The following is a 25,003-nucleotide window of genomic DNA, read 5'->3' as shown; positions in this document are numbered from 1 at the left end:
GCGCTCTGGGCGCTGCAGGAGCGGATCGGCTGGATCAGCCCCGGCGGGATGAACGAGCTCTGCCGCAGGCTGACCTTGCCGCCCGCGGACGTCTACGGCGTTGCCACCTTCTACGCCATGCTCGCCGTCGAGCCGCGCCCGGCTCGCGTCGTTCACGTCTGCGAGGACATCGCCTGCAAGTGCACCGGCTCCGACGACCTGATCGCGCAGATCGAGGAGCGGTTCGGGGCCGAGGGCGAGCTGTCCGACGACGGCTCCGCGACCTGGTTCCGCAGCCCCTGTCTCGGGCAATGCGACCGCGCCCCGGCGGCGCTCGTCAGCGATGCCGGCGACGAGCCGCACGAGCGGACGCTTGCGTTGACGACTGCAGCCGCGGTCCTCGATGCGCTCGCGGGTGGCGATCCTGGGCCGGCGCCGGTCACGGTGCTTCCGCAGGCCGGCGATCCGTCGCTTCGCCTCCTCCGCCGCGCCGCTTCGGGCAGGTCGGTGAGCCTGGACGAGTACCGCGCTCACGGCGGCTACGCAGCGCTGCGTCGCGCCGTCGAGCTCGGCCCGGAGGGAGTGATCCGCGAGGTGAAGGACTCGAAGCTCCAGGGCCGCGGCGGCGCCGCGTTCCCCACGGGCATCAAGTGGGAAGCGGTTGCCCGCCAGCCGGCCAGACCGCATTACCTCGTCTGCAACGGAGACGAGTCGGAGTCCGGCACGTTCAAGGATCGCGTGATCATGGAGCGCGACCCGTTCGCACTGATCGAGGCGATGACGATCGCTGCCTTCGCGACCGGGTGCGAGCGCGGCTACGTCTACATCCGGGGCGAGTACCCCGAGCCACAGCACGCACTCGAGGCTGCACTCGACGAGGCGCGCGCACGCGGCTACCTCGGCGAGAACATCCTCGGCGAAGGGTTTTCGTGCGAGATCGAGGTTCGCAAGGGCGCCGGCGCGTACATCTGCGGCGAGGAGACCGCGATCTTCGAGTCGATCGAGGGCAACCGCGGCGAGCCGCGCAACAAGCCGCCGTTCCCCGTGGTCGAGGGCCTCTTCGGTAAGCCGACCGTGGTGAACAACGTCGAGACGCTCGTGAACGTTCTCGACATCGTCTCTCGTTCCGGCCCTGTCTACGCGGAGACCGGTACGGAGGTCTCGACGGGGACGAAGCTGTTCTGCGTGTGTGGCCATGTCGGGCGCCCCGGCGTCTACGAGGTGCCGTTCGGCACCACGCTTCGCGAGCTGTACGACCTCGCGGGCGGTGTCAGTGGCGGCAAGGAATTGCAGACGATCCTGATGGGCGGCGCGGCCGGTGGCTTCCTGCGGCCCGACGAGCTCGATCTGCCCCTGACCTTCGAGGCAGTGCGCGAGGCGAAGACGACGCTCGGCTCCGGCGTCGTACTCGTGCTCGACGAGTCGGTTGACATGCCGCGACTGCTGATGCGCCTCGCCGCGTTCTTCCGCAACGAGTCGTGCGGCCAGTGTGTGCCCTGCCGCGTCGGTACGGTCCGGCAGCAGGAGGCGCTTGCACGCCTCGTCTCCGGGAGGACGCGCGGCGGTGTCCAGACGGAACTCGCCGTGATCGGCGAAGTGGGGCAATGCATGCGCGATGCCTCGATCTGCGGCCTTGGCCAGACTGCGTCGAGCGCGATCGAATCTGCGATCGGACGACTGGGGGTCTTCTCATGAGCGAGCTGCTGGCACCGAGGCGGATGATCGAACTCGAGATCGACGGGCAGTCGGTCCGCGTCTTCGAGGGAGAGACGATCCTCGGCGCCTGCCGGCGGCTCGCGATCGACACCCCGACTCTGTGTTACGGCGACACGCTCGAGCCTGCGAACGCCTGTCGCGTATGCGTCGTCGAGGTCGAAGGATCTCGTGTGCTAGCACCTGCGTGCTCGCGCAAGGCCGAGGCCGGGATGAAGGTCCAGACCGATTCGGAGCGCGTGCGCCACTCGCGCAAGATGGTGCTCGAACTGCTCGCCTCGTCGGTCGACCTCTCGACGACGGACGTGATCCCGGAGTACCTCGAACGGTATGAAGCGGAGCCCGAGCGGTTCGGGCCGCCCGCTCCACCCGACGCGAATCGTGACCGCAAGCGAACGGGTCACCACGTCGAGCCGGACGGCCAGACCGCCGCGACGGTGTACGCGCCGATCAAGATCGACAACGAACTGTATGTGCGCGACTACTCGAAGTGCATCCTCTGTTACAAGTGCGTCGACGCCTGCGGGGAGCAGTTCCAGAACACGTTCGCGATCCACGTTGCCGGCCGCGGCTTCGACGCGCGGATCTCGACCGAGTACGTCGCCGAGTTGCCGGAGTCGGCCTGCGTCTATTGCGGCAACTGCATCGCCGTCTGCCCCACGGGCGCGCTGATGTTCCGCTCCGAGTACGAGCTCCGCCAGGCCGCCGACTGGCGGCAGGACGATCAGACGGTGACGACGACTGTGTGCCCGTATTGCGGCGTCGGCTGCAACCTCGAGCTTCATGTGCAAGACAACACGATCGTCAAGGTCACGAGCCCGGACGACCACGACGTCACGCGCGGTAACCTCTGCATCAAGGGTCGTTTCGGCTTCCAGCACGTGCAGGCTCGCGACTCCGTCTGAGGTGAGAGTCGGAGCGATCGTCCTTGCGGGCGGCCGATCGAGTCGGATGGGTCAGGCGAAGGCGCTGCTCGACTGGCACGGGATGACGGCCGTCGAACACGCGGTCTCGGTCGTGCGCGTCGGTGTCGGGGGTGGCCCGGTGTGTGTCGTTCGGGCACCGGGCCAGGAGTTGCCTCCACTCGATGCGATACTCGTCGAGGACACGATCGCCTACGAGGGGCCGCTCGCAGCGCTCCACACGGGGCTCGTCGCTCTCGAGGGCATGGCTGATATCGCATTCGCCTGCGGCGTCGATACGCCGTTGCTCGGTCCGGCTTTCGTCCGTGCCGTGGTTCGTGCGCTCCGCAAGGGTGATGACGCCGTTGTGCCGACGATCGGTGGCCGTTCGCAACCGCTCCTCGCTGCCTACCGGGTGCGGATCGTACCGAGGGTGCAGGCGCTGCTCGACGACGGTGCCGGCGGGCTCAAAGACATACCCCGGACGTGCGCGGTGCGCCAGGTGGGCGAGTGGGAGTTGATCTCCGATCCCGAGCTCGGCGCCGCCGACCCACGGCTGAACGGTGCTGAGAATGCGAACACGCCCGAGGAGTGGGCTGCGCTCAGCGCCCGATCCTAGGACGCCGGCTCTAGCCGGTTGCCAGGGTGGCGCCCGGCCCGAGCTCCACCTCACCACTTTCCACAAGCACGACGTCGCCGCGAACGAGCACGATCGTCAGCCTTCCGTCCGGAGCAATCGCACCTGCAGTCCCTGCACGGACACCCACGCGAACACTGAGTCCTCGGAGAGCGTTGCGCCGCTCGAGCTCGTCGAGCAGCACGGCGAGACCACTGACGAGCCAGGCGTCGTAGAGGCGCTCGAGCTCGGTGAGAACGGCAGCGAGCACGACTCCCCGATCGAGCGGGCGGTGCGCTGCCATCCGGAGCGACGTCGCCGGCAGCCGCGTCTCCGGCGGCAGCTCTCCCTCGCTTTGATTGACGTTGATCCCGATCCCGCAGACGACGACGGAGCCGGACGCTTCGAGCAGGACCCCCGCGAGCTTGCGGCCCTCGAAGAGCACATCGTTCGGCCACTTGACCATTGCCGGTACCGAGAACTCGCCCTCGACAGCGGCGGCGACCGCCAATCCGGCGACGAGCGAGAGCTGGGGCAGCAGAGCTCCCGGCGGCGCCCGCAAGAGCACCGAGAAGAGGAGCGCCGCCGACGGCGCGTCGTCCCACCGCCGACCCGAACGTCCACGCCCGGCGGTCTGGTGCTCGGCCGCGGCAACGGTGCCGTGCGGATGGTCGCTCCCCGCGAGCATGTCCTGCGTCGAGGCTGTCTCGGTCGCGTAGAAGTAGGGCTCACCGAACGACCCGCGGAGGAGCGGCCGGACGGCTCCCGGGGCGAGATCACTCACGGTCGTCGACCCTGCGAAGCCGTTTTGTCTCGCCGCGACGCTTCTTCGTCTCGACCCGCTTCGCCTGCGCCGCGCGTGACGGCTTCGTGGGAACCCGCTTGCGCTCCACGTGAAGCGCCTCGGCCAACCGCGCGACCACACGGTCGATTGCGAGTTCGCGATTTCGAAGCTGGCTGCGCTCGTCCTGCGCGACTGCTCGGATGACCGGCCCGGTCTTCGCGAGGACGCGACGCTTCTGCACGTCGCTCAGCGCAGTTGATGCCTCGACGTCGAAGACGGCCTCCACCCGGGATTCGGTCTTGTTCGCATGCTGCCCACCGGGGCCGCTCGACCGAGACACGCGCAACTCGATGTCGGCCAGGGGGAGCACAACGGAGCGCGAGACCCTACGGTTCGTCCGTTCGTCGCCGCTCACGGCCGCGCCGGCGGCGAGATCGTTAGCAGACCATCGACGTGGTCGTGGTCGACCTGCAGCGTCGTGTGCGTGATGTCGAACCGCTCGGCGAGCATGTGCTCGCTCAGGCGACGGATCCCGTGGCAGTCGTCACCCTCGCGCACGAGCATGTGCGCAGAGAGGGAGGGGAACCCACTCGTGATCTGCCAGACGTGGAGGTCGTGAACCTCGACGACCCCCGGCTGCGAGACGAGTGCGTGTCCGATCTCCTCGGCATCGAGCCCACGTGGTGTCGACTCGAGCAGAACGAGCACCGACTCGCGCAGGACGTCCCAGGAGCTCACGATCAGATAGACCCCGATCAGGACGCCCATGATCGGATCGGCGTAGCTCCAACCCGTTGTGACGATCACGATGCCGGTGACGATGACGGCGACCGAGCCGAGCGCGTCGCCGACGAGGTGAATGTAGGCGGCACGGAGGTTGATGTCCTCGCCGTCGCGGCGGAAGACGGCCGCAGCTCCGACTGCGTTGACGAGCAGGCCGATGCTCGCGACCACGATGAGCCAGCCGCCCGGCACCGTCTCGGGATCCGAGAATCGCCGAGCAGCCCCGACGAACACGATCAGCGCAATGACGATTAGCGAGACAGCGTTGAAGAGAGCAGCCAGGATCTCCGCACGCTTGAACCCGAAGCTCCGGTTCGGCGTCACAGGTCTCCTCGCCAGCATGACTGCGCCTGCCGCCACGGCGAGCGCGACGACGTCGGAGAGGTTGTGCCCCGCATCCGCGAGCAGCGAGAGGCTGCCCGCGAGGATCGCCGCGATCACCTCGACGAGGGTGTAGGCAGCGTTGAGGACGAGCGCGAGCGTCAACGAGCGCAGGGAGCTGCTCGAAGCGCTGTGGGAGTGACCGTGGTGATGCGCGTGCGCCATGGTGAGACGGTAGCGCGACGTGAGCACTGGCACTGTCGCGCGGGCGCAGCTTCTGGGAGAATGGCGGCCGTGGCATGCATCTTGCTCGACATCGACGGTGTCCTTCATGTCTCGGGTGAACCGATCCCCGGGGCCGTCGAAGCCGTTGCGCGCCTGCGGGAGCAGGGGCACTCGCTCCGCTTCGTGACGAATAACTCGACGCGACTCCGCGCGGTGCTCGCGGAGGAGTTGCGACTGCTCGGCTTCGCGCTCGAGGACGACGAGCTCCAGACGACGCCACGAGCCGCGGCGCGCGAGCTTGCCGGCAAGCGCGTTCTTGCGCTCGTGATGGGCGCGATCGTGCCCGACCTCGAGGGGATAGAGCTGGTCGGAGATCGCGCGGATGCGGTCCTCCTCGGCGGGTGCGACGAGACGACGGAGCCGAATCAGGTGTTCTCGTGGATGAACCTCGGGCGCGCCTTCGCAGAGCTGCAGATGGGTGCGGAGCTGTACTGCCTGCACAAGAACAAGTGGTGGCAGACGAGCCGTGGACCGTTGCTCGACGCGGGAGCGTTCGTCGCCGGTCTCGAGTACGCGACGGGGGTCGATGCGACGGTCCTCGGCAAGCCGAGCCCGGCCTACTTTGCGGCTGCACTCGATGCTCTCGGCGCACAGCCGGAGCTGACCTGGATGGTGACCGATGACGTCGAGGCAGACGTCCGCGGAGCTCAGAGCTTCGGGATGCGGACGGCGCTCGTGCGCACCGGCAAGTTCCGGCCGGAGACGCTCGAATCTTCAGGCCTCGTGCCCGAGATCGTCCTCAGCTCCCTGGCGCACCTCCCCGAATGGCTCGAGCGGTCGCTCTAGGCGCCAGAGGCCCTCGATGACTGTCAGGATCGGCACGGACCTGATCGAGATCGAGCGAATCGCTCGCGCGCTCGAACGACCCGGCTTCCGTGACCGGTGCTTCACGAAGGCCGAGCAGGACTACTGCGAGACGAGACGCAACCCAGCCGAGAGCTATGCGGCTCGGTTCTGTGGCAAGGAGGCCGTCGGCAAGGCGCTTGGCTGCGGCGTGCGATTCACCTGGAAGGACATCGAGATCGTCGGGCCGCCGAAGCCCGGGGTGACTCTCACGGGGAGGACTGCCGGGTATGCGGCGCGGATCGGGATGCGCGAGATCGATGTCTCGCTGACACATTCGCACACGATGGCGGGCGCGTCCTGCGTCGTGCAGTTGGGAGAGTAGCGTGGCCGAGCCCGGGTTCGAGTGGCTCTACACGGCGGCCGAGATGCGTGCGGCAGAGGAGGCGTATCCCGGTTTTCCCGGGACGGCTCCGGAGCTGATGGAGCGCGCAGGTGCCGCCGTCGCGTACGAGGCGCGCCGCGCATTCCCCGAGGCCCGGCGCTTCGCGGTCGTGTGCGGAGGAGGCTCGAACGGGGGAGACGGACGCATCGCCGCACGCCGTCTGCGGGAGGCAGGCCTGGAGGCGGTCGAGACGGACGCAGTCGAAGGATGCGACGTCGTCATCGACGCGCTCTTCGGAACCGGCTTCGAGGGCCCTCCGCGGCCCGAGGCGGCGCAACTGATCGAGCGGATCAACGCCTGCGGCCGGCCGGTCGTCTCCGTCGACGTTCCGTCCGGCGTCGATGCCTCGACCGGTGAGGTCGCGGGGTCGGCGGTGAACGCGACGCTGACGGTCACGTTTCATGCGAGCAAGGTCGGCCTTCACGTCACTCCGGGTCGGTTTCACCGTGGTGAGCTCGCTGTCGCCGACATCGGCCTCGCGCCTGCCGTGACTGCGGCTCGCCGGGCGACGCGAGAGTTGCTCGACCGGGTGCCACGTCGAGGTCTCCGGGACTCGAAGTTCACTGCAGGTGCCGTGCTCGTGGTCGGCGGCGCGCCGGGAACGACGGGTGCACCGGTTCTCGCCGCGATGGCGGCGCTTCGGGCCGACGCGGGATACGTCGCGATTGCCGTCCCGCGGGAGTGCTTCGCCGTGGTCGAAACGCTCGCGCTCGAGCCCGTCAAGCGCGGGTTCGACTGGGCAGACGCCGAAGAGACGATTCTGGCAGAAGCCGAACGAGCCGACGCCGTTGCGCTCGGGCCGGGACTGGGGCGGAGCCGCGAGGCGCAAGCGCTCGTGGCGCGTCTGCTCGAACGTCTCGACCTGCCCGTCGTCGTCGATGCCGATGCCCTCTTCGGTCTTCGTCCGACGACGCGCGCCAACCCGACCGTTCTCACCCCCCATGCCGGCGAGCTCGCGCGCCTTCTCGACCGTGACTCGGACTGGATTGCTGCACATCGCCTGGAGGCGGCGAGAACTGCGGCCGAGATGTTCGGCGCCGTCGTCCTCCTGAAAGGAGCCGATACGATCGTGCACGCGCCGACGGGCGAACTCGTTGTCTGCGACGCAGGCCCGGCGTCTCTTGCAACGGCCGGCACTGGTGACGTCCTCACGGGCATTGTCGCGGCCTTTCTCGCCAAGGGACTCGACTCGACGACCGCTGCCGCGGCGGCCGCCACGGCGCACGGACTCGCGGCCGCTGCGGTGCCGTATCAGGCCGGGCTGGTTGCGGGCGACGTCTTCGGGACGCTTCCGGCAATCCTGTCAACGAGGGGTGGCGCCGCGTACGACAGGTAATGGCTGATCGTCGGCCGACCTGGCCTAACCGGCGAGCTCGAGATCAAAGAGCGCGTCCACGGCCTCGCCTTCCTCCAGGTACACCTCTTCGGTGTTGACCGACCAGACGTCGCGGTGATCGGGTCGCCGCCGCTCGCCGCGATGCACCCGAGACACGAGCCGGTCGCAGCCGACCCGACCGTTCCCGTTCGAGAGCTCGAGGGCGGTTGGTAGCCTCGAACCTGTGAGGATCGAGATCCTGGGCTCCGGCGGCGCGGCCACCATCCCGCGCCCGGGTTGCCAGTGCCGCGTGTGTGTCGACGCGCGCGCGAAGGGCGGCCGCTCGGTGAGGACTGGCCCATCGACATTCGTCCACGGGCCGAACATCCTCTTCGATACGCCCGAGGAGTCGAAGTACCAGCTCGAGCGGGCGGGGATCGGCGAGATCAACGCCTGCTTCTACTCGCACTGGCACCCCGACCACACGATGGGGAAGCGGGTCTGGGAGACGCGGAACGGCGACTTCCGCACCTGGCCGCGGGAGGCCAAGCAGCCGCTCGTCACGGACATCTACTTGCCGCAACAGGTCGCCGTCGACTTTCGGAGGTGGCTCGGCGGCATGGAGCATCTCGAGTTCATGCGCGAGCGCGGCTGGATCCGGGTTCATGAACTCGCCGACGGAGACGTGGTGGACATCGAGGGCGTCTCCGTGCGCCCGTTCAGGCTCGCCGAGGACTATGTCTACGCCTTCGAGTTGACTGATGGCGACAGACGCCTGCTCGTCTCCATGGACGAGCTGAACGGCTGGTCTCCTCCCGGCCACATCAAGGGGTGCAACGTCGCGGTCCTCCCCATGGGAATCTGCGAGTTCGACCTGTTCACCGGTGAACGCTTGATCCATGAGGAGCATCCGGTGCTCGTCTTCGAGGCGACGTTCGCCGAGACGCTCGGGATCGTCGACGCGCTCGACGCCGGGCAGGTCGTGCTGAGCCACGTCGAGGAAATGGACTGCATCTCCTACGGTGAGCTGGTGCAGGTCGAGGAGCGCCTGCGAAGCGAGGGTCGCAACGTGACCTTCGCCTGGGATGGCATGACGATCGACGTCTGACGGAGAGAATGGAGCCCATGCACCGCTCGCTGATCACGATCGACCTCGCGGCGATCCGCCATAACGCTCGCACGTTGCGAGGGCTCCTCGCGGGCGCGGAGCTCTGGGCCGTCGTCAAGGCAGACGGCTACGGGCACGGTGCGACCGATGTGGGGCGGGTTGCGCTCGAGGAGGGCGCCACCGCACTCTGTGTCGCGACGGTGCCCGAGGCGCTCGAGCTTCGAGCGGTGCTCCCCGAGGCGCGGATCATCGTTCTTGGGGACACTGGCTCCGCCGACCTCACCGTTGCGCGCGAGGCCCGTCTCGAGCTCGGCGTCTCGACCGCAGATGTTCCCGCGGGTGTACCGGTGCACTTGAAGCTCGACACGGGCATGGGGCGGTGGGGTGTCTCCGAGCTAGCAGCACCGGGTTCCGGGGTCGTCGGCGTGATGAGCCACTTCGCCTCCGCCGACACCGATCCCGAGTACACAGCGGTTCAGCTCGAGCGTTTCCTCGAGGCGACCGCGTCGGTCGCCCATCTGCAGCGGCACATCGCAAACAGCGCGGGCACGCTCCTGTATGCCGAGGCGCACCTGGACGCCGTTCGCTGCGGGATCGCGCTCTACGGCATCTCGCCATTCGGCACCGATGCTGCCGAGGATGGGTTGCAGCCCGCTCTTCGCTGGGAGTCCTCGATCGCCCTCGTGAAGACGCTCGGTCCCGGCGACAGCACGGGTTACGGTCGGCGCTTCGTCGCGACGCGGCCGACCCGGATCGGGATCGTTCCTGTCGGCTATGCGGACGGCTTTCGCCGGAGCATGTCCGGCACCGAGGTGGTCGTCGCGGGCTCGCGGGCCGTGGTCGTCGGAACCGTCTCGATGGATGCAATCGCCATTGCTCTCCCGGCCGGCGCCGAGGCCGGGGATCGCGTGACGCTCGTCGGCGAGGGGGTCGTTCTGGAGGAGCACGCGCGCGTCTCTGGCACCATCCCCTATGAGATCGCCTGCGGGATCGTCTCGCGGGCTACCCGATCGGAGCGTGTGATCGTCGATGAGTGATGGCGTTGGATACCGCGTGGCAATGCAGGAGGAGCGATCCGCAGCCCTGCGGAATCGCGTGCAGCAACTTCTTGCGCCCCTCGATGGCAGCGAGCGTGCGCTCGACAGCGGCTGTGGTGCGGGCGCCTTCGCGTTCGCCCTCGCGCCGCTGGTCGGGAGCGTCGTCGGGGTCGACCTGTCGGAGGATCTCGTTGCAGCGGGCCGGGAGCTCGCTCCGGCGAACTGTGAGCTCATGGTGGGGGATGCGACGGCCCTGCCGTTCGAGTACGGCTCGTTCGACATCGTCGGCTGCATGCGTGTGCTCCATCACGCGCGTCGACCCGAGCTCATCGTCTCCGAGCTCGCCCGCGTGACGCGTCCCGGCGGCCGGATCCTTCTCGTCGACCAGATCGGTGCGGTCGACCCTGTTGTCGCCGCCGAGACCGACCGCTTCGAACAGGCACGCGACTCTTCACATACCCGACTGCTGCCGGACGTGGACATCAGGGGCTACCTCGATGCGAACGACCTCGAGGTGCTGACGAACGAGATCGCGCCAGAACAGCGAAACCTCGAGCGCTACCTCGACCTCGTCGGCCTCGAGGGCGACGAGAGGCGCCGCGTGAGTGGCATGGCACCGGGCGCGCTCTACGAGGTCGAGATCGGCTGGTACGTCGCGCGCAAGCGCGGCGGGCTCGTTCACTAGCGGCCGCACTTGCGGCAGCGTCAGACCGATTCGCCCCGGTGGGCGGACATGCCGACGAACCGCGCCACGAGGCCCGGTGCGATCGCCTGCGCGATCCCGACGAAGCGATAGGGAAACCAGGGCACGACGCACTCACTCTTGCCCTTCTCCATTGCCTTTACGACCGTCACCGCGACGTCGTCCGCTTCGATCACAAACGACCGCAGCAGCCGGCTCCTCAGCACCTTCTTCTGCGGAAACCCCTCGGTCTCGACGAAGCCGGGGAGGATCGAGTGCACCTGGATGCCCGAGTCCCGCAAGGCGGCACCGAGCGATCGCGAGTATGCGAGCTGCGCGTGCTTCGAGGCGGCATAGGCACCTGCCGGTGCAAACGACACGGTGCCTGCGACGGAGACGAGGTTCACGATGTGGGCGCCCCCGACCCTCGCGGCCGCCTCGAGTCCTGGCTGGAACCCTCTCGAGCACCAGACGCTGCCGAGGTAGTTGACCCGCATGACCTCCTCGACGAGGTCGAGGTCGACGCTGAGGAACGTCCCACGAGCGGGCATCCCGGCGTTGTTGACGAGGAGGTGAATCGCAGGATGGCGTTCGAGTACCCGCTCGGCGAGTCCCTCGACCGCGGCCCTGTCGCCAACGTCACAGAGCTCTATCTCCGCGCCGATCTCGTCGGCGAGAGCGCGCAGCCGATCCTCGCGGCGGGCGACGAGCACGCACCTCCATCCATCGCGCGCAAGCCTGCGGGCGATCGCCTCTCCGATCCCCGACGATGCTCCCGTGACGACCGCGATGCGCTCCATCTCGGCAACGTAACGCAGATGACCTCGAGGGGCCGGGCTCAGGCGCCGGGAACTGTGTCGCCCCAGGCCGACTTCCGTGCGAGCCTGTACGCGTCGCCGTCCTTCCGCGAGACCGTGCGCCCCTCGAGTCCGGACCGCGTGCAGAGATCGAGCACGACGTGCCCGGGGCGGAGGTCGGGGCGTCGAAGCACGCGTGCCGCGGCTCGCTCGTGTGGCTCGCGGCAGAGCACTGCGTATGAGAACTTCTCGTCCTCGAACCCGCGCTCGGCGTCCTTCGCGAGCCGGTGCGTGCGACTACGCGGCAGCCGCACCGAGAAGTGACACCAGTCGTCGGCAGGGAGCGGGCAGGGGGCATCGTGGGGGCACGGCGCGAGCGTCGAGCCCCCGGCCGCGACCACCGAGTCGCGCGCGGCGAGCGTCCGCCTGTAGCCCGCCGTCGTGCCGGGCTCGATGATCACGAGCGTGTCGGTGGTTCGCGTCCACGCCTCGCGAACGAGTTGGTCGAGCGCGACCGGCTGCAGCTCGCCGATCAGATACGAGACGACGACGAGATCTGCATTGTTGCCTGGCGCTCCGGCGTCGCTGACGATCCAGCTCGCCTCCTGCAACGCCTCGGATCCTGTCCTCGCGAGCGTCCGACCTGCGCGTGCCATCTCCACCTCGGCCTCGACGAGCGTTACTGTCGCGATCTGGCGCCACGTCTCGGCGGCAGCCCAGCTTGCGATCCCGGGGCCTGCACCGAGATCGAGCATCGACGTGGGACTCCAGTCGGGACGGAGTTCGCGAATCCGCTCGAACACGTCTGCCGCCGCCGCGAAGGTCGCAGGCGCGCGGGTGGCGAGGTATGCGGCGATGTCAACCGGCGTCCGCGCTGCACGCTCCGCCGACGATCCTCCCGCGCGGTACGCATCGGAGAGAGCGCGCGCCGAGCGCTCGAGCTCCTTCGGGCTGATCCGGTGGACGAGCTCCTCGATACCGGTCTGCAGCGCGTTTGGAAGCGTCACGCGGCGATCACGTCGCCGGGCCGTCGCCCTCGAGCGCCTTCCAGGGATTGAACGTCGACACGCCCAGGTCGGCGAGTGCTGCGGCCTCGCGACTGACGAGCGTGAGGCCGTTCACCTTTGCGGTTGCAAGCATGAGCCCGTCGGCCACCTGCAGCGGCCGGAGGCTCGAGAGGCGTCCCCACGCGTCCGCGACCGAGGCGGAGATGGGGAGCAGCCGGTCTCCGTAGGCGACCACGAGGCCCTCGAGCCACTCGTCAAGCGACGCCGCTCGTTCTGGCTCCCGGGGTCGCAGGAGCTCGACGCCGCGACGGATCTCCCCCGTCACCAACACGCTCAGATGAAGGTCGACGGACGCGACGCGCCCGAGCCATTCTCTGACGTGCGGGTCGGGGCGCGGACGCCGGAGTTCGGAGACGACCTCTGTGTCGAGGAGGAATGACACTCAGCCGTCGAGCTCGACCGGGCGGGGAAGGTCAGGTGGCCGCTCGAGATCGAGTCCATCGAGTGTCGGCCCGGAAAGGAGGTAGTCCTTGAAGCCGTCGTCTCCCGTCAGCCGCCGGGAGTCGTCGACTGAGACCACCACTGCCGTTTCCCGACCGTGGCGGCTGATCGTCTGCGGCCCCTCGGCGACGGCACGGTCAACGACCTCGGAGAGCTTCTGCTTCGCGGTCTGGAGCTGCCAGATCATCTCTTTCAATGTAGCAAAAATCTAGACGGTCTAGATATATAAGATGTTCGCATTGCCGCTTCGAAAGATGGTGGCGAGGCCTCAGATCGAAGCTAGTTCCCCCGCACAACGGCCCCGTGCCCGACGCTAACGTCACTCCGGGGGAAGTAGCTAGGATCGTCGCATGGCCGGGAGATTCGAGGGCAAGCAGGCGCTGGTCCTGGGTGTCGCCAACAAGCGGTCGATCGCGTGGGCGATCGCGAAGCGCCTCCACGAGGAAGGGGCCGAGCTGGCGTTCACGTTCCAGGGAGAGCGGATCGAGAAGGGCGTTCGCGAGCTCGCCGAGTCGGTCGATGCGAAGCTCGTCACCGAGTGTGACGTCCGCTCCGAAGTGGATGTTGCCCGGGTCTTCGCCGAGACCGGCGAGGCCTTCGGGGGCGGTCTCGATCTCCTCGTGCACTCGGTTGCCTACGCTGCAGCAGAGGATCTCGAGGGGCGTTTCATCGACACGCCGCGTGATCGCTTCTGGATGGCCGTCGACATCTCTGCCTACTCGCTCGTCTCGTGCGCGAAGGCTGCGGAGCCGCTCATGCAGGCACGCGGAGGCGGGTCGATGGTGACGATGACCTACCTTGGCGGCGTCCGGGCAGTCCCGCACTACAACGTGATGGGTGTTGCGAAGGCCACGCTCGACGCATGCGTGCGCCACCTCGCCTGGGATCTCGGTGAGAGCGGGATCCGGATCAACGCCGTCTCGGCCGGGCCCGTGCGCACGCTCTCCGCGCGCTCGATCGCAGGCTTCACGACGATGGAGGAGATGTTCGAGCAGCGTGCGCCGCTCCATCGCCACATCGCCGCCGACGACGTCGGTGGTGCCGCCGCATACCTTCTCTCCGACGACGCGGTGAACGTGACGGGGACGATGCTGTACGTCGACTCCGGGTACCACGCGATGGGGATGTAGCTCCCGGCGGGAACGGAGGCCGTTCCCGCCGCGAGGTTGAAGCGTGGCGGCCCGACCGCGCTCCTGGCGCCTGGACGCTTCAGTCAGGAGCCTGATCCGCGACCGCGCCGTCCCCGCGTGTCAGCGCGCGAGGTCGAGCACCTGGTTCGCCCTCACGTCTGTCAGCCGCCGCTCGCGCCCTCCCGGTGAACGGACGATCAGCTCGCTCACCGTCTTCTCGCGACCAAGGCCAAAGTGTGCGCGCGGATCCTCCGAGGAGAGGTAGCTGCTGCCAGCCTTCAGCTCCTGCACGAGCCGACGTCCGTTCGGCAGGACTGCCGTCACGACCGTCCCGGGCGCAAATCGTGCAGGCTTCACGACCAGCCAGTTGCCCTTGGAGCCCGTGTTCCGTAGCAACATGAGCTTGCCGCCGATCGAGCCGACAGCGATGTCCATGCTGCCGTCGTTGTCGTAATCGGCGGCTGCAAGGCCGCGACCGATCACGCGCGGGACGGCATCGAGCCCCACGACTCGGGTTGCATCCGCGAACTGTCCCGGCCGGTCATGTGCTGTCAGGTTCTCGAAGACCTGTACAGGTTCGGCGCTTTTCTTCAGGCCCTCGACCGGGATCGACCCGTTCGCAAGTGCGAGGTCGAGATTGCCGTCGAGGTCGAGATCGACCCACGATGCCCCCCAACCGGCGAGAGTCGTATCGAACGCCCCTGCGATATCGGAGCGCGCATCGCTGAACGTACTGCCTACCCCGTTTGCAACGTCGCTCCGGAAGACGGCGTGGAGCTGCTTGTGGGAGTTGGTCACGAGAAGATCCGTGCGGCTGTCTCCGCTGTAGTCGGCGGCCGCGATTCCCATCCCGGCGTTCGGGTCGCCGACCCCGAAGCGCCCTGAGTGCTCCTCGAGCCGGAAGCCGAGGCCGTTGCGATTTCCCGGGACGTTCATGTAGAGGCGGTTCGGGTTTGCGTCGTTTGCGACGTAGAGATCGAGGCGACCGTCGTTGTTGATATCGGTGAAGACTGCTCCGAGTCCGTGCTCGACGCGCGCGTCGATGCCTGCCTTGTCGCCGACCTCGCGGAACCGGGCGTGGCCGCTCCGGTCGTTTCCGAGGTTGAGATAGAGCAGGTCGCGAACACCGAGGTGATCGTTCGGGAACCCCGACGACGATCCAGGGATCAAGGCGTTCACGTCCGTGTAGCCGGCGACGAAGAGGTCAGGTCGACCGTCGCCGTTCACGTCTCCGATCGCCGCCCCGGAATGCCAGCCCCAGGCGGTGATCCCGGCCGCACGGGCGCCCTCAATGAAGTGCCCCTTGCCGTCGTTCCAGAGGAGTGCGTCGTTTCCGGCTGCGGTCACATAGATGTCGGTGAAGCCGTCGCCGTTGAGGTCGCCGGCGACGCAGCCGTTCCCTCGGATCCGGATCCCGGCCTTCGAGGGGCGGCTCACGTCGGTGAACCGGCCATTCCGGTTCCTGAACAGTGCGCTTCGCGGTTGCCCCCCGTGCTCGAGCCAGTAGCCGTAATCGAGGTCGGAATACGAGTTGACCGCGAAGAGATCGAGCCAGCCGTCATTGTCGATATCGACCCAGCAGACGCCGCCGCCCATCATTCCGGTCGCATCCGTCGTCTGTGGGGTGCGGAAGGCGCTCTGCTGGAAATCGATCCCGACCTGCGGAGCCACGTTCTCGAACTGGATGCCCCCGAGACCGGACGAGACGAGCTGCGCCGACGCCCCTGCGGCTGCCGCCTCAGGCGTGCCTCCCCGCATGGCGACGATCACGTAGCGACCGCGATCGAGCTGAAGCTCGAGCGTGCGGGTGAACGGCGTCCTGTTGCCGGTGAAGGCGACCGTTGCCGGGTTTCCCTCCACCGTGAGCAACCGTTCGGTGCCTGTCACGGTGGCGATGACGAGGGGAGGCGACTGGCTCACGGCCGGTTCGAGGCCGAGCTCCAGGCTTTCGATGCGGCGCTCGGGGACGATGAGCGGACGATTGCGCGCGAGGCCGATCTGCTGCCAGAGCCCCTGCAGCCGCTCGCCGCGTGCGGCGGTAGCGGCGACGTCCTTGTCACGACTGCGAAGCGCCGTCGCTTCGAGCTTGAAGTTTGTGATCAGATCCGCGGTGATCTGGCGCGCAGTCTCTGCATTCAGCTGTGTTGCGACGCCCTTCGAGGGGAGGATCGTCGCCGGCGGCAGCTCTCCCGTGGCTGCGGGGCTCGCGAGTGCAGCGCTCGGGCGCGCCGGGAGACCGGCCAGGATGAGCAGGCCTGCGAATGCGACGGCCCCACCAACCGCTAGGGCGCCGAGAACGGGTCGCCGCGGCGCGGTCGACATCGGCCCGAACCGCGGCGAGAGCAGGGCGATTACCGGACGCGACGCGCAGACGATCGTCAGCGCAGCGAGGAGCGCGACCTTCGTCCAGAACTCCGTCGTCGTCGGCGCGATCAGGAGGACGGCGAGAAGCCCGATCGCCATGGCGTAGACGCGGCGCTGACGGCTCCCGGTCGGCGTCGTCTTCGGGTCGGTGATCATGAAGAAGAGGAAGATGAGCACCTCGGGTGAGAAGACGAGCACGCGCCAGAACTCGAAGCCCGTGATCGGCCCGAGGTGCCAGCGCGCCGTCATCTCGTGGCCGGCTACGGCAATCACGCCGATGCCGATCGCGAACGTGATCCAGAACGTGGCGGCGATGGCAAGCAGGTGGAGCCGGATCAGAACCGTGAAAACCCCAACAACGATGACGCCGAGCGCGAGCACCATCCAGGGCGACATCGGCCCCCACCAGAGGGCGAGCGGATCTGCGCGTGTCGACCCGAGGAGGACGAAGCAGAGGACGAGCGCAACGTTCGACGGGTTGAGGAAGTGGTGGCCGCGGAACCGGATCAGGTGCTTGGAGAGGATCGCGACTGTCGCCGTGCCGGCGAAGATCCACCACCCCTTCATGCTCCACCAGTCCCCGTGCTCGGTTCCCGGCACCCGGAGCACGAAGGCGATCCCGTTTCCCGTCAGGAGGGCACTTGCGGGCCACATGATCACGCGCCGCCGGTGAAACGTGATCCCGAGCTCGAGTACCGCGCAGGTAAGCAGCGAAACGAGGATCTGGGCGATCGAGAGCTCGAATCCGAAGGCGGTCTGGCCTATGACCTGCAGCGACGTGATAACGGCCGCGATGCGGAGCCGCGGGTCGCGGATCTTCGGCAGGAGCACCGGGTACGCCGTGCCCCGGATCGTGAGGGTGCGCCCCGCCGCCCCATCAGCCAGGATCGATGCGCCCATCCAGCTATCGTACCGTCGAGATTGCAGCGTTCAGCGCCTCGCTCGAGGATGTGTTGCCGCGTCGCGAACACGGTGTGCATCCCCGGTCGGGCCGTTGCTTTATTCTTTGAAGCATGCTTGACGTTCGCGCCCGCACTCGACAACGCTAGGCCGGGGAGACTGTGTGCGCGTGAACTCACGGTATCGAGGCCGGCGATGATCCCTCCCCACGAGGGGAGGCCGCGGTGAGCGCGGTGCGTCCGGCGGAGACCGGCCTCTACTCGGCCGACTACGAGCACGACGCGTGCGGCGTCGCCTTCGTCGCGCGACTCGACGCGATGCCGCAGCACGAGACGGTCGAGCGCGCGTTGCTCGCGCTCGCCAACCTGGAGCATCGCGGGGCCACCGGTGCCGACGCGAACACGGGCGACGGCGCCGGAATCCTGCTCCAGCTGCCCGACACGTTCTTCCGCGCCGTTCTCGGCGAGCAGCTGCCCGAGTCCGGCCGGTACGGCGTCGCGATGTGCTTCCTGCCCGTCGACGAGGCACGGCGCGCGGAGCTCGAGCGCCATCTCTGGGGTCTCGTCGAGGAAGAGGGGCAGCGGGTCGTGTGCTGGCGGGACGTTCCTGTCGACCAGGCTTTCGTCGGAGTGACGGCGGGTGCCGCGGCGCCGGCGATTCGGCAGCTCTTCGTCTCGGCGGGCGACGACGTGGTCGCCGATCAGGACGCTTTTGAGCGGAAGCTCTACGTGATCCGGCGCCGCTTCGAGCTCGAGCTCGGCTCGGACGCGATCGTCCCGAGCTTCTCGTCTCGCACGATCGTCTACAAGGGGATGCTCACCGCGCCGCAGCTGCGCGGCTACTTTCCCGACCTGCAGGACGAGCGCACGGCGTCAGCGCTCGCACTCGTCCACTCCCGCTTCTCGACCAATACGTTTCCGAGCTGGGAGCTCGCGCACCCGTACCGGATGATCGCCCACAACGGCGAGATCAACACGGTACGCGGCAACATCAACTGGATGCGGGCGCGCGAGTCGCAGCTCGCGTCGGAGCTCTTCGGCGACGATCTCGTCAAGGTGCTACCCGTGATACAGGAGGGCGGCTCCGACTCGGCCACGTTCGACAACGTGCTCGAGCTGCTCGTCCTGGGGGGCCGCTCGCTGCCCCACGCGATCATGATGATGATCCCCGAGGCGACCGTCGGGCGCACAGACCTGCCACCGGAGCTCCTCGGCTTCTACGCGTATCACCAGTGTCTGATGGAGGCCTGGGACGGTCCCGCGGCCGTCTCGTTCACCGATGGACGGGTAATCGGAGCGACGCTCGACCGCAACGGGCTGCGACCGGGTCGCTGGCTCGAGACGCGCGACGGCTGGGTCGTCCTCGCCTCCGAAGCGGGGGTGCTCGACATCCCTGCGGCCGACGTTCTCCGTAAGGGCCGCCTGCAACCGGGCCAGCTCTTCCTCGTCGATCTCGAGCAGGGTCGGATCGTCCCGAACGACGAGGCGAAGCTCACGATCGCAACCCGCAAGCCGTACGCCGCGTGGTTCGAGAGCGAGGTCGTGGAGCTCGCCGATCTGCCCGCCCGTGAGCCCCGGACCGCGCCAACCGAGACGTTACGCCAGCGCCAGGTCGCCTTCGGCTACACACAGGAGGACATGAAGGTCACCCTGGCGCCACTCGCCCGGAATGCCGAGGAGGCCGTCAGTTCGATGGGGAACGACACGCCGCTCGCCGTGCTCTCGAGCGGCAACCGGATCCTCTACTCGTACTTCAAGCAGCTCTTCGCGCAGGTCACGAACCCGCCAATCGACTCGATCCGCGAAGCGATCGTGATGAGTGTGCAGGCGAGCATCGGCTCGGAGAGGAACCTGCTCGCAGAGACGCCCGAGCACGCACGTCAGCTCGTCCTTCCCTCGCCGATTCTCCTTGACGCCGAGCTCGAGCAGCTCCGGCAGGTGGATTCCGCGATCTTCAAGGCCCACACCCTCGACGCGACATGGCCCGTCTCCGAGGGTCCGGCCGGGCTCGATGCCGCCCTCGAGCGCCTTTGCCGCGAGGCCGACACCGTGCTCGCGGTCGGGGTCAACATCCTCATCCTTTCCGACCGCGCAGTCGGCCCCGACCGTGCGCCGGTTCCGGCGCTGCTCGCCGTCGCCGCCGTCCACCACCACCTCGTCCGCGAGGGAACGCGACTCCAGGCCGGCCTCGTTGCCGAGACGGGTGAGGCGCGGAGCGTGCACAGCGTCGCGACCCTGATCGGATACGGCGCGGCGGCAGTCAACCCGTACCTGATGCTCGAGACGCTCGGCGAGCTCGTCGCCCTCGGGCTCCTCCCGGACGGCATGACGGCCGAGGTGGCAAAGCAGCGGGCCGTGAAAGGGATCGCCAAGGGGATTCTCAAGACGCTGTCCAAGATGGGCATCTCGACCGTCCCCTCGTACTGCGGCGCGCAGATCTTCGAGGCGATAGGCCTCGCCTCCGAGCTCGTCGATCGGCACTTTACGGGCACCGCGTCGCGCATCGGTGGCATCGGCACGGAGCAGATCGCGCGCGAGATGCTGGCCCGTCACGCTCGCGCCTACCCGGGTGACAACGACACGCTTCTTCCCGTGATCGGCCTGTACGCCTGGCGCCGCGACGGCGAGCACCACCAGTGGAACCCGGAGACGATCTCTCTGCTGCAGGACGCCGTGCGCAACGAAAGCTTCGAGACCTACGAGGCGTATGCCCGGGCCGTCAACGACGATGCGGTGCGGCGGCTGACGCTTCGCGGGCTGCTGCGCTTCCGCGAGGCCGACGACGGTGGAATCCCGCTCGAGGACGTGGAGCCCGCGAGCGAGATCGTGAAGCGCTTCGTCACGGGTGCGATGTCCCTCGGCTCGATCTCACGCGAAGCCCACGAGAACCTCGCGATCGCCATGAACCGCATTGGCGGAAAATCGAACACGGGAGAGGGGGGCGAGGATCCAGTGCGGTTCACGCCCGATGCGAACGGTGATCTCCGCCGCTCCGCGATCAAGCAGGTCGCGTCCGGCCGCTTCGGTGTCACGATCGACTACCTCACGAACGCCGACGAGATCCAGATCAAGATGGCCCAGGGCGCGAAGCCGGGTGAGGGAGGCCAGCTGCCCGGGCACAAGGTCGATCACTACATCGCGAGCGTCCGGCTGACGACGCCGGGTGTCGGTCTCATCTCTCCGCCGCCTCACCACGACATCTACTCGATCGAGGATCTGAAGCAGCTGATCTACGACCTCCGCTGCGCGAACCCGACTGCCCGCATCTCGGTGAAGCTCGTCGCCGAGGTCGGCGTAGGCACCGTCGCGGCAGGCGTGGCGAAGGCGAACGCCGACCACGTTCTCATCTCGGGCCACGACGGCGGAACGGGTGCATCGCCGCTGTCTTCCATCCTCTTTGCCGGTATCCCCTGGGAGATCGGCCTCGCCGAGACGCAGCAGACGCTCGTGCGGAACGACCTCCGCTCGCGCATCTGGGTGCAGACGGACGGGCAGATCAAGACGGGCCGCGACGTCGTTGTTGCGGCGCTGCTCGGCGCGGACGAGGTCGGCTTCGCGACAGCGCCTCTCGTCGCGAGTGGCTGCGTGATGATGCGCGCCTGCCATCTCAACACATGCCCGGTGGGAATCGCGACCCAGGATCCCGTGCTACGAGCGAGGTTCGCCGGCCAGCCGGAGCACGTCGTCAACTTCTTCTTCTACGTCGCCGAGGAGGCCCGCCAGATCATGTCTCGGCTCGGGATCGCGCGCTACGAGGATCTCGTCGGCCGGGTCGAGCTCCTCGAGCCCGACGAGGCTATTGCCCACTGGCGGGAGCGGGGCATCGATCTCTCGCGGGTTCTCGCTCCGACCGCTGTGACCGAGAGCACGCCGGTGCGGAGAACGCAGGCGCAGGACTCTCCGCTCGAAGGCGCGCTCGACTGGGAGTTGATCGAGGCGGCGGCACCGGCCATCGAGGGCGGCGACCCCGTCGAGCTGTCGTCGCCCATCCGCAATCTCAACCGCACCGTCGGAGGCCTTCTCTCGCACCACGTGACCAGGGCTCACGGGAGCACCGGCCTGCCGGACGGTTCGATCCACGTCGCCCTCACGGGTTCCGCCGGGCAGTCCTTCGGTGCCTGGCTCGCTCCCGGGATCGAGCTCGCGCTCGTCGGCGACGCCAACGACTACGTCGGCAAGGGGCTTTCGGGCGGAACGATCTCTGTGCGACCGCCGGACGACGCCGGGTTCGTGGCAGAGGAGAACGTTCTGATCGGCAACACCGTTCTCTACGGCGCCACCTCGGGCAAAGCATTCTTTCGGGGCCTCGCAGGTGAGCGCTTTGCGGTACGAAACTCCGGCGCGACGGCCGTCGTCGAAGGTGTCGGCGATCACGGCTGCGAGTACATGACCGGGGGCGTCGCGGTCGTGCTCGGGCCAACGGGCCGGAACTTCGCCGCCGGGATGAGCGGGGGAATCGCCTACGTCCTCGATCGCGACGGGAGCTTCGGCTCCCGCTGCAACATGGAGCTCGTGGGCTTCGATCCGATCGAGCAGGCGGATGTCGTCACGATCCTCGCGCTCGTCTCCGAGCACGTGCAGCGGACCGGATCGACCGCCGCGGCGCGGGTGCTCGGGGAGGCAGACGCGATTCCGGATCTCTTCGTCAAGGTGATGCCGCACGACTACAAGCGTGCCCTCGCCGACCTCGCAATCGAGCGCGACGACCACCCAGTGTCGGCGGGCGGCGGCGGATTCTTCACGACCGAGACGGAGGCTGCACGCTAATGGGCGAGCTCGGCGCGTTCCTCAAGCTCGACCGCGCGGAGCCCCTCGAGCGCGACCCGGCCGAGCGCGTCCGGGACGTGCGCGAGTTCGTGCGATTGTTGCCGCTCCTCGAGCTGCGCAATCAGGGTGCCCGGTGCATGGAGTGCGGCGTGCCGTTTTGCCACAGCGGATGTCCACTCGGGAACCTGATTCCCGACTGGAACGACCTCGTCTATCGCGACCGCTTCGACGAAGCGATCGTCGAGCTGCACCGCACGAACAACTTCCCCGAGTTCACCGGTCGGCTCTGCCCGGCTCCGTGCGAGGCCGCCTGCGTGCTCGAGATTCGAGAAGGCGACGCGGTCACGATCAAGCAGATCGAGGTCTCGATCGTCGATCGCGCCTGGGAGGAGGGGTGGGTCGTTCCCCGCCCGCCCGCGCATCGAAGCGGCCGAACCGTCGCTGTGATCGGCTCGGGGCCTGCGGGTCTCGCCTGCGCGCAGCAGCTCGCGCGCGCCGGGCACGCCGTCACGGTTTTCGAGCGCGATGAGGCGGCGGGAGGGCTCGTCCGGTTCGGCGTCCCCGAGTTCAAGATCGAGAAGCGCCTGATCGAGCGACGCCTTGCACAGCTCGAGGCCGAGGGCGTCCGGCTCCGCTACGGCGTCGAGGTGGGTGTGGATGTCTCGGCGGAGGAGCTGCGCGCGACCCACGACGCCGTAGTCGTCGCCACGGGTTCGCGCGTGCCGCGCGACCTTCCTGTCGAGGGCCGAGAGCTCGAGGGCGTTCACTACGCGATGGAGTATCTCTACGAGCGCGCCCGTGCGATCGCGGCCGAGGTCGGGACCGAGGGCGAGCTCGCGCCACCTGCGCCGGAGCAGCCGATCACTGCCGCCGGGAAACACGTCGTCGTGATCGGTGGCGGCGACACGGGAGCCGACTGCGTTGCGAATGCCCACCGCGAGAGGGCGGCATCCGTGACCCAGATCGAGGTGCTGGGGGAGCCGCCTGTGAAACGACCCGACGACCTCACTCCCTGGCCTCGGTGGCCGATGAAGCTGCGCACCTCGTATGCGTTGAAGGAGGGAGGCGAGCGCGACTTCGCGATCTCGACGACGCGACTCTCGGGGTCGGGCGGCAAGGTCGACCAGATTCACTGGGCGCAGAACGACGGAACGCCACCCTTCGCGGCGATCCCCGGCACCGATGAGTCGCGCCCGGCCGAGCTCGTGCTGCTCGCGATGGGCTTCCTCCACCCGGAGCAGACCTTGCTCGAGCAGCTCGGAGTCGAGCGCGACGGCCGCGGCAACGTCGACGCACCGAGCTACGCGACGTCGGTGGACGGCGTCTTCGCGGCCGGTGACGCGCGGCGTGGGCAGTCGCTGATCGTCTGGGCGATCAACGAGGGCCGTCAGTGCGCTCTGCAGGTCGACCAATGGCTGATACAACGCGCAATGTGACGAGAGCGGTCATTCTGTCTGCGGTGCGGACGCCGATCGGCCGCTACGGCGGTGGGCTCTCGGCTGTTCGCCCGGACGATCTCGCTGCGCTCGCCGTTGCTGCTGCGGTCGAGCGTGCCGGCGTCGACGCCTCGGAGATCGAGGACTGCTGGCTCGGCTGCGCGAATCAGGCGGGCGAGGACAACCGCAACGTGGCGCGCTTCGCTGCGCTCCTCGCCGGTCTGCCCGACTCGGTCGGCGGCGTCACGGTCAACCGGCTCTGCGCTTCGGGCCTTGCCGCGGTCGTCGGTGCCTGCCACGCCGTGATCGCGGGGGACGGCGACCTCTTTGTCGCCGGCGGGGTCGAGTCGATGTCGCGCGCACCGCTCGTCACGGCGAAGCCCGACCCGGCGCACCCGGATGCCGAGCGCCCGACCTACGACACGACCCTCGGCTGGCGGTTTGTCAATCCCAGCTACGAGGAGCGATACTCGACCGAACGGATGGGCGAGACCGGTGAGAACGTCGCCGAGCGCTGGGGCGTCACGCGCGACGACCAGGACGCCTTCGCGTTTCGCTCGCACATGCGCTGGGCGGCGGCGATCGAGGCCGGCCGCTTCGACGACGAGCTGGTGCCCGCTGGCACCCTCGTGAGGGACGAGCACCCCCGGCCCGACACGACGCCCGAGAAGCTTGCTTCCCTGCGACCGGCGTTTCGCGAATCTGGGAGCGTCACGGCCGGCAACTCGAGTGGGATCAACGATGGCGCCGCCGCTCTCGTGATCGCGAGCGAGGAGAAGGCTCGCGCGCTCGGGATCGATCCGATCGGGTTTTTTGGCGGGTCAGCCGTGGCGGGCGTCGATCCTGCAGTGATGGGCATCGGCCCCGTACCAGCGGTGCTCAAGCTCCTTGGCCGCACGGGCGTTGCTATAGACGAGATCGATCTGGTCGAGCTAAACGAGGCGTTCGCCTCGCAGTCGCTCGCGGTCTGTCGCGAGCTCGGCCTCGACGAGGAGCGTGTGAACGTGAACGGCGGCGCGATCGCTCTCGGCCATCCGCTCGGCATGAGTGGCGCGCGGCTCGTCGTCTCGCTCCTGCACGAGCTGCGTCGCCGTGAGGGTCACCTCGGTCTTGCGACGCTGTGCGTCGGGGTGGGCCAAGGGCAGGCCGCGTTGTTCTCGCGCGGCGCTGCCTGACCTCCGGCTACCGGCGTCGTGAGAAGCCGAAGCCGCCGAACACGATGAGCACGAGTAGGACGATCAGAACGATCCAGAGAATAGACATTGATTCCTTTCCATTGCATCGACGCGGGGTGTCACTCGACTATTCCCCGAACGCGATGGATCGAAACGCGCCCCCGCCGATCGCCA

The 25,003-nt window shown here is 68.1% G+C and carries 22 protein-coding genes; 13 read left to right on the top strand and 9 right to left on the bottom strand.

The window, feature by feature from the left end:
• The 3 genes from ABIR74_RS05630 to ABIR74_RS05620 form a co-directional block, all read left to right on the top strand.
• Positions 1-1,674: NAD(P)H-dependent oxidoreductase subunit E (locus ABIR74_RS05630; RefSeq protein ID WP_348175769.1), on the top strand; the 1,674-nt coding region annotated here is incomplete at its 5' end.
• Positions 1,671-2,597, top strand: a complete 927-nt coding sequence (locus ABIR74_RS05625; RefSeq protein ID WP_348175767.1) for a 2Fe-2S iron-sulfur cluster-binding protein — start codon at positions 1,671-1,673, stop codon at positions 2,595-2,597. The genes ABIR74_RS05630 and ABIR74_RS05625, both read left to right, overlap by 4 nt.
• Before the next feature lies 1 nt (position 2,598).
• On the top strand, positions 2,599-3,213 hold the full coding sequence (locus tag ABIR74_RS05620) for a molybdenum cofactor guanylyltransferase (protein ID WP_348175766.1): 615 nt from the start codon (positions 2,599-2,601) through the stop codon (positions 3,211-3,213).
• A gap of 10 nt (positions 3,214-3,223) precedes the next feature.
• On the opposite strand, the gene ABIR74_RS05615 is transcribed toward ABIR74_RS05620, so the two are convergent.
• From ABIR74_RS05615 to ABIR74_RS05605, 3 genes are read right to left on the bottom strand one after another with little or no spacing between them, the layout of a single operon-like run.
• Positions 3,224-3,994, bottom strand: a complete 771-nt coding sequence (locus ABIR74_RS05615; protein WP_348175764.1) for a biotin--[acetyl-CoA-carboxylase] ligase — start codon at positions 3,992-3,994, stop codon at positions 3,224-3,226.
• The gene (gene arfB, locus ABIR74_RS05610; RefSeq protein WP_348175762.1) at positions 3,987-4,409 is read right to left on the bottom strand and encodes an alternative ribosome rescue aminoacyl-tRNA hydrolase ArfB; all 423 of its coding nucleotides are present in this window, start codon (positions 4,407-4,409) and stop codon (positions 3,987-3,989) included. Before arfB ends, ABIR74_RS05615 begins: the two co-directional genes overlap by 8 nt.
• On the bottom strand, positions 4,406-5,323 hold the full coding sequence (locus ABIR74_RS05605; protein ID WP_348175760.1) for a cation diffusion facilitator family transporter: 918 nt from the start codon (positions 5,321-5,323) through the stop codon (positions 4,406-4,408). Before ABIR74_RS05605 ends, arfB begins: the two co-directional genes overlap by 4 nt.
• Positions 5,324-5,392: 69 nt before the next feature.
• On the opposite strand from ABIR74_RS05605, the gene ABIR74_RS05600 reads away from it, so the two are divergent.
• Genes ABIR74_RS05600 through ABIR74_RS05590 form a run of 3 tightly spaced genes read left to right on the top strand, consistent with a single transcriptional unit; the run spans position 5,393 to position 7,947 of the window.
• Complete coding sequence (locus ABIR74_RS05600; RefSeq protein WP_348175758.1) at positions 5,393-6,169, top strand: TIGR01458 family HAD-type hydrolase; 777 nt, start codon at positions 5,393-5,395, stop codon at positions 6,167-6,169.
• Positions 6,170-6,185: 16 nt separating this feature from the next.
• Positions 6,186-6,551 carry a holo-ACP synthase gene (locus ABIR74_RS05595; protein ID WP_348175756.1) on the top strand — a complete coding sequence of 122 codons (366 nt, stop codon included), beginning with the start codon at positions 6,186-6,188 and terminating at the stop codon, positions 6,549-6,551.
• A gap of 1 nt (position 6,552) precedes the next feature.
• On the top strand, positions 6,553-7,947 hold the full coding sequence (locus tag ABIR74_RS05590) for an NAD(P)H-hydrate dehydratase (RefSeq protein ID WP_348175754.1): 1,395 nt from the start codon (positions 6,553-6,555) through the stop codon (positions 7,945-7,947).
• 24 nt (positions 7,948-7,971) lie between these two features.
• Here the strand turns inward: ABIR74_RS05590 and ABIR74_RS05585 are convergent, their stop codons facing one another.
• Positions 7,972-8,103, bottom strand: a complete 132-nt coding sequence (locus tag ABIR74_RS05585) for a hypothetical protein (RefSeq protein ID WP_348175753.1) — start codon at positions 8,101-8,103, stop codon at positions 7,972-7,974.
• Positions 8,104-8,170: 67 nt separating this feature from the next.
• Between ABIR74_RS05585 and ABIR74_RS05580 the strand changes: the two genes are divergently transcribed.
• The 3 genes from ABIR74_RS05580 to ABIR74_RS05570 are packed head-to-tail and all read left to right on the top strand — an operon-like array spanning position 8,171 to position 10,756.
• A complete protein-coding gene (locus ABIR74_RS05580) occupies positions 8,171-9,034 on the top strand; it encodes an MBL fold metallo-hydrolase (RefSeq protein WP_348175751.1) in 864 nt (287 codons plus the stop codon).
• A 17-nt stretch (positions 9,035-9,051) separates the two neighbouring features.
• Positions 9,052-10,071 (top strand): alanine racemase, encoded by a 1,020-nt coding sequence (gene alr, locus ABIR74_RS05575; protein WP_348175749.1) that lies wholly within the window; start codon positions 9,052-9,054, stop codon positions 10,069-10,071.
• A 22-nt stretch (positions 10,072-10,093) separates the two neighbouring features.
• A complete protein-coding gene (locus tag ABIR74_RS05570) occupies positions 10,094-10,756 on the top strand; it encodes a methyltransferase domain-containing protein (RefSeq protein ID WP_348175773.1) in 663 nt (220 codons plus the stop codon).
• A gap of 20 nt (positions 10,757-10,776) precedes the next feature.
• Here ABIR74_RS05570 and ABIR74_RS05565 read toward each other — a convergent pair whose 3' ends face one another.
• The 4 genes from ABIR74_RS05565 to ABIR74_RS05550 are packed head-to-tail and all read right to left on the bottom strand — an operon-like array spanning position 10,777 to position 13,245.
• Positions 10,777-11,553: an SDR family NAD(P)-dependent oxidoreductase gene (locus ABIR74_RS05565; protein WP_348175748.1), complete on the bottom strand. Its 777-nt coding sequence runs from the start codon at positions 11,551-11,553 to the stop codon at positions 10,777-10,779.
• A 38-nt stretch (positions 11,554-11,591) separates the two neighbouring features.
• Positions 11,592-12,557: a small ribosomal subunit Rsm22 family protein gene (locus tag ABIR74_RS05560; RefSeq protein ID WP_348175746.1), complete on the bottom strand. Its 966-nt coding sequence runs from the start codon at positions 12,555-12,557 to the stop codon at positions 11,592-11,594.
• A gap of 7 nt (positions 12,558-12,564) precedes the next feature.
• Positions 12,565-12,999 (bottom strand): type II toxin-antitoxin system VapC family toxin, encoded by a 435-nt coding sequence (locus tag ABIR74_RS05555; RefSeq protein WP_348175744.1) that lies wholly within the window; start codon positions 12,997-12,999, stop codon positions 12,565-12,567.
• Entirely contained in the window at positions 13,000-13,245 is a 246-nt protein-coding gene (locus tag ABIR74_RS05550; RefSeq protein WP_348175743.1) for a type II toxin-antitoxin system Phd/YefM family antitoxin, read from the bottom strand. It lies immediately after the preceding gene.
• A 163-nt stretch (positions 13,246-13,408) separates the two neighbouring features.
• On the opposite strand from ABIR74_RS05550, the gene ABIR74_RS05545 reads away from it, so the two are divergent.
• Complete coding sequence (locus ABIR74_RS05545; RefSeq protein WP_348175741.1) at positions 13,409-14,188, top strand: enoyl-ACP reductase; 780 nt, start codon at positions 13,409-13,411, stop codon at positions 14,186-14,188.
• 120 nt (positions 14,189-14,308) lie between these two features.
• Here ABIR74_RS05545 and ABIR74_RS05540 read toward each other — a convergent pair whose 3' ends face one another.
• Positions 14,309-17,452 (bottom strand): FG-GAP-like repeat-containing protein, encoded by a 3,144-nt coding sequence (locus tag ABIR74_RS05540; RefSeq protein ID WP_348175739.1) that lies wholly within the window; start codon positions 17,450-17,452, stop codon positions 14,309-14,311.
• A 224-nt stretch (positions 17,453-17,676) separates the two neighbouring features.
• Between ABIR74_RS05540 and gltB the strand changes: the two genes are divergently transcribed.
• The 3 genes from gltB to ABIR74_RS05525 are packed head-to-tail and all read left to right on the top strand — an operon-like array spanning position 17,677 to position 24,829.
• Positions 17,677-22,218 carry a glutamate synthase large subunit gene (gltB, locus tag ABIR74_RS05535; RefSeq protein WP_348175738.1) on the top strand — a complete coding sequence of 1,514 codons (4,542 nt, stop codon included), beginning with the start codon at positions 17,677-17,679 and terminating at the stop codon, positions 22,216-22,218.
• A complete protein-coding gene (locus tag ABIR74_RS05530) occupies positions 22,218-23,654 on the top strand; it encodes a glutamate synthase subunit beta (protein WP_348175736.1) in 1,437 nt (478 codons plus the stop codon). The genes gltB and ABIR74_RS05530 overlap by 1 nt, the downstream gene beginning before the upstream one ends.
• On the top strand, positions 23,651-24,829 hold the full coding sequence (locus tag ABIR74_RS05525; RefSeq protein WP_348175735.1) for an acetyl-CoA C-acyltransferase: 1,179 nt from the start codon (positions 23,651-23,653) through the stop codon (positions 24,827-24,829). Before ABIR74_RS05530 ends, ABIR74_RS05525 begins: the two co-directional genes overlap by 4 nt.
• Positions 24,830-25,003 lie beyond the last annotated feature (174 nt).

The organism is Gaiella sp. (genome assembly GCF_039915195.1).
Classification (GTDB): Bacteria; Actinomycetota; Thermoleophilia; order Gaiellales; family Gaiellaceae; genus Gaiella.
Note: the sequence above shows the minus strand (reverse complement) of the source record. Positions and strands in the feature narration are given on the sequence as shown.

Bases quoted from the DNA above. Each gene is read 5' to 3' on its own strand.
- ABIR74_RS05625 (WP_348175767.1), top strand. From the start codon at position 1,671: ATGAGCGAGCTGCTGGCACCGAGGCGGATGATCGAACTCGAGATCGAC.
- ABIR74_RS05605 (WP_348175760.1), bottom strand. From the start codon at position 5,323: ATGGCGCACGCGCATCACCACGGTCACTCCCACAGCGCTTCGAGCAGC.
- ABIR74_RS05595 (WP_348175756.1), top strand. From the start codon at position 6,186: ATGACTGTCAGGATCGGCACGGACCTGATCGAGATCGAGCGAATCGCT.
- alr (WP_348175749.1), top strand. From the start codon at position 9,052: ATGCACCGCTCGCTGATCACGATCGACCTCGCGGCGATCCGCCATAAC.
- ABIR74_RS05570 (WP_348175773.1), top strand. From the start codon at position 10,094: ATGCAGGAGGAGCGATCCGCAGCCCTGCGGAATCGCGTGCAGCAACTT.
- ABIR74_RS05565 (WP_348175748.1), bottom strand. From the start codon at position 11,553: ATGGAGCGCATCGCGGTCGTCACGGGAGCATCGTCGGGGATCGGAGAG.
- ABIR74_RS05550 (WP_348175743.1), bottom strand. From the start codon at position 13,245: ATGATCTGGCAGCTCCAGACCGCGAAGCAGAAGCTCTCCGAGGTCGTT.
- ABIR74_RS05545 (WP_348175741.1), top strand. From the start codon at position 13,409: ATGGCCGGGAGATTCGAGGGCAAGCAGGCGCTGGTCCTGGGTGTCGCC.
- ABIR74_RS05540 (WP_348175739.1), bottom strand. From the start codon at position 17,452: ATGGGCGCATCGATCCTGGCTGATGGGGCGGCGGGGCGCACCCTCACG.
- ABIR74_RS05530 (WP_348175736.1), top strand. From the start codon at position 22,218: ATGGGCGAGCTCGGCGCGTTCCTCAAGCTCGACCGCGCGGAGCCCCTC.